14 protein-coding genes are annotated in these 13,432 nt (G+C 64.3%); 8 read left to right on the forward strand and 6 right to left on the reverse strand.

Annotated features, from left to right (window positions below; translation table 11 throughout):
* The first annotated feature begins 114 nt into the window (after nucleotides 1-114).
* From SO156_RS40010 to SO156_RS40040, 7 genes are all read left to right on the forward strand, one after another.
* Complete coding sequence (locus SO156_RS40010) at nucleotides 115-606, forward strand: NUDIX domain-containing protein (protein WP_498538617.1); 492 nt, start codon at nucleotides 115-117, stop codon at nucleotides 604-606.
* Nucleotides 607-680: 74 nt separating this feature from the next.
* The gene (locus tag SO156_RS40015; RefSeq protein ID WP_498538618.1) at nucleotides 681-1,832 is read left to right on the forward strand and encodes a hypothetical protein; all 1,152 of its coding nucleotides are present in this window, start codon (nucleotides 681-683) and stop codon (nucleotides 1,830-1,832) included.
* The gene (locus tag SO156_RS40020) at nucleotides 1,829-2,764 is read left to right on the forward strand and encodes a glycosyltransferase family 2 protein (protein ID WP_458147373.1); all 936 of its coding nucleotides are present in this window, start codon (nucleotides 1,829-1,831) and stop codon (nucleotides 2,762-2,764) included. Before SO156_RS40015 ends, SO156_RS40020 begins: the two co-directional genes overlap by 4 nt.
* 115 nt (nucleotides 2,765-2,879) lie before the next feature.
* Entirely contained in the window at nucleotides 2,880-3,395 is a 516-nt protein-coding gene (locus tag SO156_RS40025; RefSeq protein WP_458147372.1) for a GNAT family N-acetyltransferase, read from the forward strand.
* 118 nt (nucleotides 3,396-3,513) lie between these two features.
* Nucleotides 3,514-4,284 (forward strand): IclR family transcriptional regulator, encoded by a 771-nt coding sequence (locus SO156_RS40030; RefSeq protein ID WP_498538619.1) that lies wholly within the window; start codon nucleotides 3,514-3,516, stop codon nucleotides 4,282-4,284.
* 271 nt (nucleotides 4,285-4,555) lie between these two features.
* A complete protein-coding gene (locus SO156_RS40035) occupies nucleotides 4,556-5,875 on the forward strand; it encodes an MFS transporter (RefSeq protein WP_498538620.1) in 1,320 nt (439 codons plus the stop codon).
* A gap of 10 nt (nucleotides 5,876-5,885) precedes the next feature.
* A complete protein-coding gene (locus tag SO156_RS40040) occupies nucleotides 5,886-7,505 on the forward strand; it encodes an N-acyl-D-amino-acid deacylase family protein (protein ID WP_498538621.1) in 1,620 nt (539 codons plus the stop codon).
* Between the two features lie 21 nt (nucleotides 7,506-7,526).
* Here the strand turns inward: SO156_RS40040 and SO156_RS40045 are convergent, their stop codons facing one another.
* From SO156_RS40045 to SO156_RS40070, 6 genes are all read right to left on the reverse strand, one after another.
* Nucleotides 7,527-8,285, reverse strand: coding sequence for an amino acid ABC transporter ATP-binding protein (locus SO156_RS40045; RefSeq protein ID WP_458147368.1), 759 nt, complete (start codon nucleotides 8,283-8,285; stop codon nucleotides 7,527-7,529).
* A gap of 11 nt (nucleotides 8,286-8,296) precedes the next feature.
* Complete coding sequence (locus SO156_RS40050) at nucleotides 8,297-9,130, reverse strand: transporter substrate-binding domain-containing protein (protein WP_498538631.1); 834 nt, start codon at nucleotides 9,128-9,130, stop codon at nucleotides 8,297-8,299.
* Between the two features lie 38 nt (nucleotides 9,131-9,168).
* Nucleotides 9,169-9,810 (reverse strand): amino acid ABC transporter permease, encoded by a 642-nt coding sequence (locus tag SO156_RS40055; RefSeq protein ID WP_458147366.1) that lies wholly within the window; start codon nucleotides 9,808-9,810, stop codon nucleotides 9,169-9,171.
* Nucleotides 9,811-9,818: 8 nt separating this feature from the next.
* Entirely contained in the window at nucleotides 9,819-10,487 is a 669-nt protein-coding gene (locus SO156_RS40060) for an amino acid ABC transporter permease (RefSeq protein WP_498538622.1), read from the reverse strand.
* A 78-nt stretch (nucleotides 10,488-10,565) separates the two neighbouring features.
* On the reverse strand, nucleotides 10,566-11,630 hold the full coding sequence (locus SO156_RS40065; protein ID WP_498538623.1) for a Gfo/Idh/MocA family protein: 1,065 nt from the start codon (nucleotides 11,628-11,630) through the stop codon (nucleotides 10,566-10,568).
* A 17-nt stretch (nucleotides 11,631-11,647) separates the two neighbouring features.
* Nucleotides 11,648-12,481, reverse strand: coding sequence for a sugar phosphate isomerase/epimerase family protein (locus SO156_RS40070; protein ID WP_498538624.1), 834 nt, complete (start codon nucleotides 12,479-12,481; stop codon nucleotides 11,648-11,650).
* 179 nt (nucleotides 12,482-12,660) lie between these two features.
* Here SO156_RS40070 and SO156_RS40075 point away from each other — a divergent pair, with 179 nt between their 5' ends.
* Nucleotides 12,661-13,329 carry a TetR/AcrR family transcriptional regulator gene (locus SO156_RS40075; protein ID WP_458147362.1) on the forward strand — a complete coding sequence of 223 codons (669 nt, stop codon included), beginning with the start codon at nucleotides 12,661-12,663 and terminating at the stop codon, nucleotides 13,327-13,329.
* Nucleotides 13,330-13,432 lie beyond the last annotated feature (103 nt).

The raw sequence follows: 13,432 nt of genomic DNA on the forward strand, positions 1-13,432 counted from the left end.
AAGCTTCAAGGAAAGCTTCAAGGAAAGCTTCAAGGAAAGCTTCAAGGAAAGCTTCAAGGAAAGCTTCAAGGAAAGCTTCAAGGAAAGCTTGCAGGGAGTTTTGGAAGGAGCCTGATGACAGGACGTCTGGACCAGATGCGACGGAGATACGAATACCTGCTGCGGCGTGTCTTCCACTCCTACTTCCTGCTTGCCCGCGGCATGACGCTCGGCGTCCGCGCCGTGGTGCTCGATCGGGACAATCGCGTCTTCCTGGTCAGGCACAGCTATGTCAATGGCTGGTATCTGCCGGGCGGCGGTGTCGATCTCGGCGAAACAATGGAAGCTGCGATGCGGCGCGAATTGAAGGAGGAGGGCGATATCGACCTCACCGGAGAGGCGATGCTGCACGGCATTTTCCTCAACGGTCACGTCTCGCGCCGCGACCATGTCGCGGTCTATGTGGTCAGGGAGTTCAGGCAGGACCGCCTGCCGAAGCCCAACCGCGAGATCGTCGAATGCGGATTCTTCGCAAGCTCGGCCCTGCCCGAGGGCACCACGCCCGGCACGCGGCTGCGGATTGCGGAGGTGCTGGAGGGCCGTCCGCAGATTGCGACGTGGCGATGAGGTGCGGCTATGCTAGTAGGGCGGCGTGCTCCGCCAGGGGGCTGTTGCGTCCTTAAGCGCGTCATGGACAACGGATGAAGAGCCTCAAAATTACCTTCGGCCTGATCTGCCTTGCGATCCTCGCCAGCAACATCGTGACGATGTCGCGCTGGAACGAGGCGCGCGGTGTCTATGACGATGTCTGCTATCTGCGTCAGGCCCATCTGTTCCAGCGCTTCGGCATCGGTGGACTCAACACGAATGCGGCGCTGGACTACGATCATTATTTCCAGGGCAAGCTGAAGGAGATCGCCTACGCCGAATGGCAGGAGCCAGCGCGCTGGCCCTGCCATACGCCGATGCCGGGCGACAAGTTCGTGCTGCAATATCCGCCCGGCACGGGCGCACTGCTGGCGCTGTTTCCGGAAGGACATCAGGTGGTGCCGCTCTATGTCAGCGCGAGTCTGATCGTCTGTGCCCTTGCGCTGCTCGGCATCTTCTCGGCGCGTACGCTGCCGTTGACTGCGGGTGCTGGCCTGTTCGGCGCGCTCGCCGTCTATCTCATGATAAACCCGGCCAAGGCGAGCTATTCGATCGCACCGACCATGGCGGTCTGCGCTGCCGTGGGATTCTTGACCGCATGGTGGCTGGTCAGGGCGCGGCAGAGCCTGTGGCCCGCCGTGCTGATCGGGCTCCTGTTGGGGCTCTCGGTCAATTTCCGCTTGCCCAATGCGCTACTTGCGGCCGGCTATTTCCTGTTCCTCGGTATTCCCTTCGTGTGGTCGCGCAAGTTCATCACCTTTGCACAGGGCCTCGGCTTCGGCATTGCTGTTCTGGCCGGCATGTCGCCGACCCTGGTCGCCCAGGCCGTCAACGCCGGCAGTCCGCTCGCCACCACCTATGGCAGCGCCGACGTCGTCGCGCCGGCCTTCAGCGTTGCTGTGCTCGGCCAGTATCTGCACGACATGCAGTTCGTTCTGATCGTGCTTGCGGTCGGCGCGACCGCCTGGCTGCTGCGGACGGGCGACGGCGGCGTACGCCAGGTCGCGCTCGTTGCTGCCGGCAATCTCCTGGTTAATCTCGTCTTCTTCCTGAGCCACCCGGTCTTCACGCCCTATTACGTCGTGCCGATCGCGATGCTGACGCTGTGGAGCACGTCCTTTGCCGCGTTGATGCAGCCGGTGGAAGCCTCTGAAGAGGTGCCGCTCCGTCATGGGGCCGCAAGCGCTGGAGCGCTGTCGCGATGACATCGACTGACCTTCGCATCGCCGTGCTGGTGCCCTGCTACAATGAGGAGGCGGCGGTGGCCACCGTCGTCGCCGATTTCCGCAAGGCGCTGCCCTCGGCCGAGATCTATGTCTACGACAACAATTCGCGCGACCGCACCGCAAGCGTCGCGCGCGACGCCGGTGCGATCGTGCGCAGCGAGCGGCGGCAGGGCAAAGGCCACGTGGTGCGCCGCATGTTCGCCGACGTCGAAGCCGACGTCTATGTGCTGGTCGACGGCGATGCGACCTATGATGCGCCGAGCTCATCGCGCATGATCGACAAGCTTCTCGACGAGCATCTCGACATGGTGGTCGGCCTTCGTATCGATCAGGCACAGGCCGCCTACCGGCTCGGCCATCGCACCGGTAACCGCATGCTGACCGGCTTCCTGTCGTCGACCTTCGGCCAGGCCTTCAAGGACATCCTGTCCGGCTACCGCGTGTTCTCGCGCCGCTTCGTCAAGTCCTTCCCCGTGCTCTCCGACGGCTTCGAGATCGAGACCGAGCTTGCGGTCTATGCGCTCGAGCTGTCGCTGCCGGTCGCCGAGGTCGAGACGCCCTATTACGCGCGCCCCGAAGGCTCGTTCTCGAAGCTCAACACCTGGCGCGACGGTTTTCGCATCCTCGGGACCATGCTCAAGCTCTACCGCTCCGAGCGGCCGCTGCGCTTCTTCACGATGATCGGAATCCTGCTGGCGCTGATGTCGATCATCCTGGCGATCCCGATTGTGATCACCTTCATCGAGACCGGCCTCGTGCCGCGCCTGCCGACCGCCGTGCTGTCGATGGGCCTGATGATCATGGCACTCTTGTCGGTGTCTTCGGGCCTCGTGCTGGACACGGTGACGCGGGGACGGCGGGAAATGAAGATGCTCGCTTACCTGTCCCGGCCGGCACTGAAAAGGAACTGAAGTTGAGTGCCGCGCCGGTGGACCTCCGTGCTCCCAGATGCTAACCCGCTCCTTGTATTGACGCGTTTTCTTAACGCGAACCGGTGCCCACCTCGCTCGAAAACGCTGTGCTCAGATGAACGATCTCTCCGTCACCATCCTTCCCGAGGCCGTCGGCGATGCGCAGGCGATCGAGCGGCTGCACGAGCGCACCTTCGGACCCGGCCGCTTCGTGCTCAGCGCATACCGCATCCGCGAGCATGTCGACCATTTGCTCGAGCTCTCCTTCACCGCCCGCATCGGCACGCTGATGGTGGGCTCGGTGCGCCAACTGCCGATCACGATCGGCGACACCAAGGCGCTGCTGCTCGGCCCGCTCACGGTCGAGCCGCCGTTCCGCGGCCGCGGCGTTGGCCGTCTCCTGCTCGAGCGCGCGCTGGAGGATGCGAAGGCGCACGGCCATGCCATCGTGCTGCTGATCGGCGACGAGCCCTATTACGAGCGCGTCGGCTTCAAGCCGGTGCCGAAAGGCCGCATCACCATGCCCGGCCCGGTCGACGCCAGCCGCATTCTCGTCTTCGAGCTCGTCGATGGCGCGTTCGAAGGCGTGTCGGGCCCGGTCGGCCCCGACTGGAGCAAGGCGCGGGGGTAGAGGAGGGCGTGAGCTCATCCAACGCCGATTGATCGATCCCGAATGCCGGACGCTATACTGTCGATGCGGTTTGTGCCAAAAGCCGCGGGCGCGAACGTGACGAAAGGACGTGTGAAGTTTGGCCGCATCCAAAAAGGGCGCCGAGCCCGCGGAACGCCAGAACGGGATTGATCGGACCATCGATCTCCTGGAAGCGCTGCTGCATTTGCGCGCGCCCTCCAGGCTCAGCGACCTCGCGAAGCAAATGGGCGCGCCGCGGTCGACGGTCTATGCCATCGCCAACCGCCTGATCGAGGCGGACCTGCTGGAGAGCGTTGGCGAGGGCGGTCAGGTCTATTTCGGCAAGGCGGTGCATCTCTACGGCCAGGCCTATGCGGAAGCCAATCCCCTGCATCGCCGGTGCCGCGAAGCCCTCGACCGGCTGGCGACCCAGCATAGCGCGACCGCGCAACTCTGCGCGCTACGTGGTCGCAAATACGTGGTGGTCGATACAAGGGACGGGTCGGGCCTGTTCCGGATCACGACGGATGTCGGCATCGAGGTGCCGCTGCCGTGGACCGCATCCGGCAGGTTGCTGCTGGATCACATGAGCCCTTCGGAGATTCGCGCGTTCGTTCCGAAAGAGGATTTTCATCTTCCGGACGGACGCCTGCTCGATGTCGGTGATTTCATCAAGGATGTCGCGCGCGCGAGGCGCGAAGGCAGATGCGTGACGACGGCACTTTCCGATCGGTTTACGTCGTGTCTTGCCGCGCCCATCCGTGACAAGAAGGGGGTCGCGGTCGCGACGCTTTGCTTCGTCGTTCCCGCGGACTCGCTGAAGGAACGCAGGACTGCGCTGCTCGACGACCTGGTCGCCACCGCAACCGAACTCTCAGATCGCAACTGAGCCGAGTCGCCAGGCAGCACAACCCACGATGCATCCGCATCGTGTCGTGCACTGTCCTCGCGCGGTCATTGCCGCGTGCGCGACGCATTCAGGTGGGGCAGTCTGGAATGTCTGGACTTGACATCACGGCTCGGGAATATCTAGCATGACGCTATAAGGTAACGTTGTCCACTATAAGAGACAATGCAATAACCGGCGCGGCGAAAGCTCTTTCGGTCCCGTGTTTCGACGAGACGAAAGACAGGATTCGGCGGTCTAGAGAGGATTCAAAATGGCGAACGCAAGCCGACAGGTACCCGGGCGACGATGGCTGATCGGTTGTCTCCTCGGCGTCGGAATTCTCATCAACTACATCGATCGCGTCGGACTCTCCGCCGCGACGCCCGAGCTCACCAGGGAGCTTGGCCTCACCGCCACCGACATCGGCCTGCTCGGCAGCGCGTTCTTCTGGACCTATTCGCTGCTGCAGGTTCCCGGCGGCATGGTGCTCGACCGCTTTGGCGTCACCAAGGTCGGCCGGGCCTCGAGCTTCCTGTGGGCGGTCGCCGCCACCATCACCGCGCTCGCCAGCGGACTTTACGGTATCTTCGGCGCGCGCTTGTTGCTCGGGGTCGCCGAAGCGCCGGCGTTTCCGGCAAGTCAGAAGGCGACCGGCCACTGGTTTCCGCTCGACGAACGCGCGCGTTCGACCGCGATCTTCGATTCCGCCGCCAAATTCTCCAACGTGATCGGTGTGCCGCTGGTTGCCTTTGTGATCTTTCTCTACGGCTGGCGCTGGGGTTTTGGCGTCACGGCGCTGCTGAGCTTTGCGTATTTCATCGCCTACTACGTCATCTATCGAAATCCCAGCGAGGATCCCAGGCTCTCCAAGGCCGAGCATGACTATATCGTCGCTGGCGGCGGCACGCCGGAAGGCCCGGCGACGGCCGGGCAGAGCCGCATGCTCGGCTACCTCTTGCGCAACCGCAAGGTCTGGGGGCTGACCATCGGGTTCTCAGCCTATGGCTACACCTTCTATCTCTTCCTCACCTGGCTCCCGGGCTATCTCGCCCAGACCATGCATATGAATCTGATGTCGGCCGCGGGCTATTCGACGATCCCCTGGATCTTTGCGACATTGTCGGACCTCCTGATCGGCGGATTCCTCGTGGATCATTTGATCGCGCGTGGCTACGACAGCACGAGGGTGCGCCAGTCGGTGATCATCGTCGGCATGCTGATGGGGCTCGCGGTGATCGGCGCCGCGTTCACCGTGAAGCCGGGCTGGGCGCTGCTGTGGCTGTCGATCGCGATCTCGGGGCTGTCCGCCGCGGCGCCCGTCGGGTCCTCGATCGTGTCGCTGATCGCGCCCAAGGGCGGCGCGGGAACGGTCGGCGGCATTCTCAATTTCACCAACAACATGATGGGCGTGCTCGCGCCGATCGTGACCGGAATCGTGGTCGACTGGACTCAATCCTTTGCCGGCGCTTTCATGATCGCCGGCGTCGTGCTGCTGATCGGCATCTTCTTCTATGTCGTGGTGCTGGGACGGATCGAATCGATTCCCGATTTCGCCGAGGAAGTGCCGCGAGACGCCGTGGCCGTCCACTAAGGAGGGGAGCATGCCCCAAGGTTCGAACCAAGGTAGGGATACCCTGATCCGCAATGCCCGCCTGATCGACGGCACCGGCGCGCCGTGGTTCGAGGCCGACCTGCGCATCAGCGGCAGCCGCATCGCGGCGATCGGCGCTGCCTTGCCCGCGGACGGGGCCGAAGTCGTCGACGCGCGCGGATGCTACCTTGCGCCGGGCTTCATCGACGCCCACTGCCATGACGACCTGATCTGCCTGCGCGAGCCTGACAGGCCCGAGAAGGCGCTGCAAGGCGTGACCACGCTCGTGGTCGGCAATTGCTGCTTCTCGCTCTATCCGGCGACGGCAGGCTCCGCCGAGATGCTGCGCCTCCACTTCTCGGGGCTCGCGGGCGAAACTCGGGCGAACGAAGTCTTCGACAGTTTCGCCGGCTACCGGCTGGCCCTGGAAGGGCCGGGCGTGGCGCTCAACCTCGTCTCCCTGGTCGGGCATGCCGCGATCCGGCTCGCCGTGCTCGGTTACGAACGGCGTGCGGCGACGGACCAGGAGGTCGCGGCCATGCAGGCTTTGCTCGCGCAGCAGCTCAGCCAGGGCGCGGCCGGCCTGTCACTCGGCCTCGTCTATCCGCCGAGCGCCTATGCCGATACCAATGAACTGTGCGCGCTGGCAGCGACCCTGCGCGCTCACGGCAAGCTGCTCACGGCCCATATTCGCAGCTACGAAGCGGGCCTGCTGAAATCCATCGACGAATTCATCGCGATCCTGCGCGCCTCCGGCGCCGCGGGTCTGCTGTCGCATCTGCAGTCGGCAGGAAAGCCGAACTGGGGCGCCATCCCAAAGGCGCTCGACCGGCTCGAGGCCGCGCGGGCGGAGGGGATCGATATCTCCTTCGACATGTATCCGTATCCGGCCGGCAGTTCCTACATGCTGCAATTGCTGCCGCCGGCCGCGCTCGAAGGCGGCATCGACGCACTGCGCGCGCGGCTGCGCGATCCAGGCAAGCGCGAGGCGCTCCGCGCGCTGGTGGAGGAAGGCGATCCCGATCCGCATGCCGCGCAGTCCAAGATCGTGCTGATCGGCTGGCACAATGTGCGCATTTCCGGCACCGGCAATCCCGCGCTGAAGCCGCTCGAGGGCAAGTCGATGGTCGACGCCGCGCGCGAGCTCGGCATCTCGCCGTTCGATCTCATGGTTCAGTGTATCGAGGAAGACCAGGGCCAGACCGGCATCATCATGTTCCAGCTCGATGAGGCCGACCTGCGCGCGGCCTTCACCCACCGCCTGCACATGGTCGGCTCCGACGGCATTCCGCGCCCGGGCACCAAGCCGCACCCGCGCGCCTATGGCAGTTTCCCGCGCGTCGCCGGCAGGTTGACGCGTGAGCAAGGCTGGCTGACTCTGGAGGATGCCGTCCGGCGAATGACCGCGATGCCCGCCCAGCGCTTTGGCCTGTCCGACCGCGGCATTCTGCGGCCGGGCATGATCGCTGATCTGACCCTGTTCGACGACACCATCATGGACAAGGCGACATTCGAGACGCCGACGGAAATGCCCGCGGGCATCCGTTCGGTATTCGTCGCAGGCGAGGCCGTGGTCGCAGACGGACGCAGTACCTTCGCGCGTCCGGGCCGGGCCCTGGTCACCGGATGACGGCGCCGTAGCCAATGGCCCTCAATGCTGCGACAGAATCTCGCCCAGAAACTTCCTGGTGCGCTCATGCTGGGGAGTCCTGAAGAAGGTCTCCGGTTCCGCCTCCTCGACGATCCGTCCCTCCGCCATGAAGATCACGCGGTCGGCGACCTGCCGGGCGAATCCCATTTCATGGGTGACGCAGATCATGGTCATGCCGTCCGTTGCGAGGCCGATCATGGTGTCGAGCACCTCCTTGACCATTTCAGGGTCGAGCGCCGAGGTTGGCTCATCGAACAGCATCACTTTCGGCTCCATGCAGAGCGCACGCGCGATCGCCGCGCGTTGCTGCTGGCCGCCGGACAATTGCGCCGGGTATTTGTCCGCCTGATTGAGGATTTTTACACGGTCGAGCAGCCGTCGCGCGGTCTCCTCGGCCTGGGAGCGCGGTATTCCGCGCGAGCGGATCGGCGCCAGCGTGCAGTTCTCCAGCACCGTCATGTGGGGAAACAGGTTGAATTGCTGGAACACCATGCCGACCTCGCGGCGCACGGCATCGATGGCCTTGCCTTGCCCGCCCAGATGGGCGCCGTCGACGACGATCTCGCCCTTCTGATAGGTCTCCAGCGCGTTGATGCAACGGATGAGGGTGGATTTGCCCGATCCGGACGGCCCGCACAGAACGATCTTCTCGCTCGCGCGGACCGCCAGATTGATGTCGGTGAGCACCTGGTACGTGCCATACCATTTATTGACGCCGCGCATTGCGATCATCGGCTCCGCCGTGGTTGCGACCGACATGGCGCTCTCCGTTAGCTGGCGGTGAAGGGGATGCCGGGAATGCTGTCGGGAAAGGCCGGCAGCGGGTTGTTCATCCACTTCGGATAGATCTTGCCCCATTCGCCGCTGGCGATGATCTTGTCGATGAAGGCGTTCACAAAGGCGTTGATGTCCTTCTCGCCGAGCCGCGTGCAGGCGCCGTTATAGAGTTTTGTGAATTCGAGCTTGTTCTCGTAATAGCCGGGTTTCGATTCATTCAGGCGCGGAACGTAGAAGATGTTTCCGCCGACCGCCTGGACCTGACCGGACAACAAAGCCTGCATGGTCGGCGCATCGCCGTCGAAACGGCGGATGGTGGTGCCGGGAGGCGCCGCCTTGGTCACGTCGGTGTCCTGCACGCTGCCGCGCGCGACACCGATGACATATTTGCCCATATCCGCCGGCGATTTGATCTCCATCTCCTTCGGCGCGATGAAGGTGATGATGTTGGCGCCGTATGGCTTTGAGAATTGCACCGCCTTGGCCCGCTCCGGCAGCATCGCCATGGTCGCAAACAGGATATCGACGCGCCCGGAGGTCAGCGCCGGGATGCGATTGGCGACGGCCAATGGCGTAAATTCGACGGATACGCCGAGCTCCTTCGCAAACAGCTCGGAGAGGTCGGCGTCAAGACCTTCCTGCTTGCCTGACGAATTGACGAATCCCCAGGGCGGATTATCGCCCTGAATTCCGATCAGCACCTTGCCGCGGGCCTTGATCTCCGCCGGCGTCACGGCAAAGGCCGGCCGGGACAGCACGAATGGCGAAGCCACGGCGCCGGCTCCGAGCGCCAGGATGTGACGGCGATTGAGTTGAGTTGTCCTGATCCTGGTCATCATTCCCTCCTTGGTTTGTGTTGAATTGTTCACCGCGCCGCAGTGACGAGGCGCCGCTCGAGCCAGGTGCCGTAAATCGACAGCGGCCAGCACAGCGCGAAGTAGAGCGCGCAGACGAGACCCAGCACGAGCAGCGGCTTGAAGTTCTGGTTGGAGACGATGGTTCCGGCGCGCATCAGCTCGGTGAAGCCGATGATGGCGGCGAGCGAGGTGCCCTTGATCAGCTGCACCAGGAAACCGATCGTCGCCGGCAGCGAGATTCGGATCGCCTGCGGCAGCACGACATCCCGCGTCCGGTCGAAGTAATTGAGGCTGAGCGCCTTGGCGGCCTCGACCTGTCCGCGCGGTACAGCCTCGATCGAGCCCCGCCAGATTTCACCGAGGAAGGCGCTGGCATGCAGGGTGAAGCCGATCGAGACCGAGACCCAGGGATCGAGCTTCAGCCCGGCGAGGGCGAGCCCGTAATAGACCACGAAGAGCTGCATCAACAGCGGCGTGCCCTGGAACAGTGCGATGTAGCCGGCGGTGGCGCGCTCGAGCCAGCGAATGCCTGAGGTACGCGCGAGCGCAACGCCGAGGCCTGCGACCGAGCCGAGCACGAAGCCGATTGCGGACAGGGCGAGCGTCCATTTGAGGCCGCCGAGCAGGAACAGGAGCTGGTTATTGTCCATGGCCGCCCTCACTTCAGGGGATAGCTGAGGAAGCGCGCGTTGATCTGCGCGAACATCTGCATCAGCATCCACGACATCGCGAGATAGAGCAGCGTGACGACGCCATAGACCTCGAAGCTGCGGAACGTGTTGGTCTCGATCGCCTGTCCGACCGAGGTCAGCTCATAGGCCGAAATCGCGGATGCGATGCTCGTCGTCAGCGTCAGCATGATGAACTGGCTGGTCAGCGATGGAAAAATTGCGCGCAAGGCCGGCTTCAGGACGATCAGGCGGAAGATCAGGGGCCGGCTCAGGCCGAGCGCCAGTCCAGCCTCGATCTGCCCCTTGTTGATCGACTGTACGCCGCCGCGGATGATCTCGATCGCATAGGCGCCGCCGTTGACTCCGAGCGCGATGATCGCGGTCAGCGTAGGATCGAGGCGGATGCCCACCACCGGCAGCGCGAAGAAGACGAAGTAGATCTGGCCGAGGAACGGCGTGTTGCGGATCACCTCGACAAACGCGCTGACCAGCCAGCGCAGCGCCGCGAGGCGGGAATCGCGCAGCACCACGCCGCCGATCCCGATGATGAGCGCCAGCACCATGCCGGACAGCGCAAGGCCGAGAGTGCCGGCGCAGCCCCAGAGCAGGTCCGGCAGACCGTCGAGCACGGGCCCGAAATCGAACTGATAGTTCATCTTGCTCCTCCCTCCAGGCGGCCCTCTTGGCGTGGCTTCACCCGTTCCTGTCCGTCGGACGACGGCGAGAATCTCGCGCTATGAAGTCGAGAGCGCCCCGTAGCGCTCACGCAGATCAATCCGCCGTCCCGACGTCGCGGCTTCGGCGATGGCGAGCGTCACCAACAGGCTGCGCGCGCCGTCCTCGACCGGTTGCAGCGATGGCGTCACGTCGCGAATGACATCGCGGAAATGATCGAGCTGGGCGACGTAGGGATCGACTGAAGCCGCATGGTTGGCCTGAGCCTGGATCGGCTTGTTCCAGTCCTGCGCGTCGCCTTCCTGCGTCCATTGATCGAGGCTCGGAAACTCGATCGCCCCGCGACGGCCCATCACGCGGTAGCTGCTTTGCCCGCTGAACGGAAACTCCGGCGCCTCGCCGAGTCCCTGCTCCGTCGTCCAGGGGGTCGCCGCGCAGTCGCTGAGAAAGAACGTGCCGAGTGCGCCGCTCTCGAACTCGATGAGCGCGGCGGCGGTATCCTCGACCGTGAAGCCGCGCTGGCGGTTCGCCGTGATTGCCTCAACGGCGTTGATCTCGCCGATCGTAAACCGCAGGAAGTCGATCTCGTGGATGAGGTTGATCAGGATCGGCCCACCACCGGCCTGCGACCGCCAGGGCGCGATTTTGAAATACTCCGCCGGCTTGTGCGTCGCCCAGATCGCCGAGACGCCGACGACATCGCCGATACGGCCCTCGGCAAGCAGCGCCCTCAACGTCTTCACCTGCTCATGATGGCGGCGGTGATGGCCGACCAGCGACTTGATGCCGGCCTTCCGGACCTCGGCGGTCAGATCGGCAGAGGTTTGCAGCGTATCGGTGACCGGCTTCTCGATCAGGATGTGGATGCCGCGCCTCGCGCAAGCGATGCCGTTCTCGGCGTGAAGCTGATTGGGGGAGGCGATGATCACGGCTTGCGGCCGCGCCTCGTCGAGCAGCTCGCGATAGTCGGCGAACACGCGTGCGCCGGGCTGCTCGGCTGCGACCTGCTTGGCATTCACGTCGGCGATGCCAACGAGCTCATAGTCGCTATGCTCGGCGAGCTTGCGCAGATGCTTGCGCCCGATCAATCCGGCGCCGATCACGCCAATCCTGATTCTCGTCATGTCATCCGTTCCGTTGGTTAGGCCCAGCCGCAACAGCCGCGGCGTCGGGCGCCGCGGAGCCGGCCTTCGAGCAAGTGCCTGGTTGCGTTGAATGCCGTGGCGATCCGCTCCCTTGCGTCCAGCGCCGGCAACGGCATTTCGACGCTGAGGCTGGTGTCGGCGGGCAGGGCGTCCAGCAACGCGCCGAGCGGCAGGGCGCCTTCGCCCGGCGGTAGCCGTCCCTCGCGGGCCTCGGCGATGATTGCAGTATCCGTCTTCGGCATGGTCGCGCCGGCGTCGCAGAGCTGTGCGGCACGCAGCCACTGATCCGGAATCGAAATCAAATTTCCGGCCGCGCCGCCCGAGCGCGAAAGATGCAAGGCGTCGACCAGGATAGCGCCGTTTCGTTGGCCGGCCTCGCGCACGACCGCTTCGGCCTGCTTCAGATTGCCGATCACCCGCCAACGCATGAATTCGAGGTCGACGCGCAGGCCAAACGACGCGGCAAGCCGGCACAGCTCGGCGAAATGTGCGGTGAGACGAGAGCGATCGGGATCGTCGCCCGAGGCGGTGACCGCGGTAGCGCCGAGATCGGCGCCGGCTTCGAGCACGCCGGCAAATGCGGCGACATCGATGTCGGGCGTGAGCTGAACGAACTCGATGTCGTTCAGCCGTACCCCCTCGTCCGCCAGCAGCTGCCTGAGGGCGCGGTGCGTCTCGGTGCCGACCCGCGTCGCATAGGCCGGTCCGTCCGGTGTCGCGGCGATGAAGCGCAGGCCGACGGAGGCAAAACCAGCGCGCGCGGCCTCGGTGACCAGGGCCGTCGGGGCGAGGTCCAGGGCCGTGAGATGGGCGAGGCCGAGGGCGGTCATGCGGACCATCCCTTCTCGGCCGAACTCTGCGGCTCATGCGAGCCCATCCGCCTCTCCCTTAATTAATCCATAGGTTAATTACTAATTAATCCGTAGGATAATTAATGTCAAGAGGCGGCAATTGGGCTATTGATGAGCGGCGAACCCGCTTGCGGGTGGTTGAGGGATCGAACCGTCAGATGCCAAGTGTGAAGAAACAGCCCGCGCGGGCCGCAAAAGCCGCGCCAATCAAGCGGCGCGACCGCGAGCGGACGCGGCAGGAGATTCTCGACATCGCCTTCGAGGAGTTTGCCGAGAATGGCCTCTCCGGCGGCAACACCGACGCCATCGCCGCGCGCGCCGACGTGACCAAGCGGCTGATCTTCTACTATTTCAACTCCAAGGAAGAGCTGTTCATCGCGGTGCTCGAGATGGCGTATGCCGGGATGCGCGCCGCGGAGGAGGACCTTCACCTCGAAGCGCTGGCGCCGGAAGCTGCGATCCGCGCCCTCGCCGAATTCACCTTTGACTACCACCAGGCCCATCCGCAGTTCGTCCGCCTGGTGTCGATCGAGAACATCCACCGCGGACGGCACATCGCCGTCAGCCGCAAGCTCAAGGAGATGACGCAGCCGAGCATCAGCCAGATCGCCAAGCTGCTGGAGCGCGGCGTCGCTGGCGGCGTGATCCGCCCCGGCATCGATCCGATCGAGCTGCACATGACGCTGAACGCGCTGAGCTTCTTCGCGGTCGCCAACCGTCACACCTTCGAGGCGCAATTCGCCTGGGACATGTCGTCACCAAAAGCGAGAGCCCAGCGCCGCGTCGAGATCGCCGATCTGCTCTGGCGCTACGTCCGAAAGGATTGATGATCTCGGAAACGGAGGAGGCGGCATCGGTTGTCCTTTGCGCGATGATCGCATCTTGGCGCTGATCTGACCGACGCGTGATGGCTGGTGAGCCAGTTCACAC

It is taken from the genome of Bradyrhizobium sp. UFLA05-125 (assembly GCF_059803515.1).

Coding starts and splice junctions, on each gene's coding strand:
- SO156_RS40055 (WP_458147366.1), bottom strand. CDS start 9,810: ATGGACAATAACCAGCTCCTGTTCCTGCTCGGCGGCCTCAAATGGACG.
- SO156_RS40040 (WP_498538621.1), top strand. CDS start 5,886: ATGCCCCAAGGTTCGAACCAAGGTAGGGATACCCTGATCCGCAATGCC.
- SO156_RS40075 (WP_458147362.1), top strand. CDS start 12,661: ATGCCAAGTGTGAAGAAACAGCCCGCGCGGGCCGCAAAAGCCGCGCCA.
- SO156_RS40070 (WP_498538624.1), bottom strand. CDS start 12,481: ATGACCGCCCTCGGCCTCGCCCATCTCACGGCCCTGGACCTCGCCCCG.
- SO156_RS40020 (WP_458147373.1), top strand. CDS start 1,829: ATGACATCGACTGACCTTCGCATCGCCGTGCTGGTGCCCTGCTACAAT.
- SO156_RS40010 (WP_498538617.1), top strand. CDS start 115: ATGACAGGACGTCTGGACCAGATGCGACGGAGATACGAATACCTGCTG.
- SO156_RS40025 (WP_458147372.1), top strand. CDS start 2,880: ATGAACGATCTCTCCGTCACCATCCTTCCCGAGGCCGTCGGCGATGCG.
- SO156_RS40060 (WP_498538622.1), bottom strand. CDS start 10,487: ATGAACTATCAGTTCGATTTCGGGCCCGTGCTCGACGGTCTGCCGGAC.
- SO156_RS40065 (WP_498538623.1), bottom strand. CDS start 11,630: ATGACGAGAATCAGGATTGGCGTGATCGGCGCCGGATTGATCGGGCGC.
- SO156_RS40015 (WP_498538618.1), top strand. CDS start 681: ATGAAGAGCCTCAAAATTACCTTCGGCCTGATCTGCCTTGCGATCCTC.
- SO156_RS40045 (WP_458147368.1), bottom strand. CDS start 8,285: ATGTCGGTCGCAACCACGGCGGAGCCGATGATCGCAATGCGCGGCGTC.
- SO156_RS40035 (WP_498538620.1), top strand. CDS start 4,556: ATGGCGAACGCAAGCCGACAGGTACCCGGGCGACGATGGCTGATCGGT.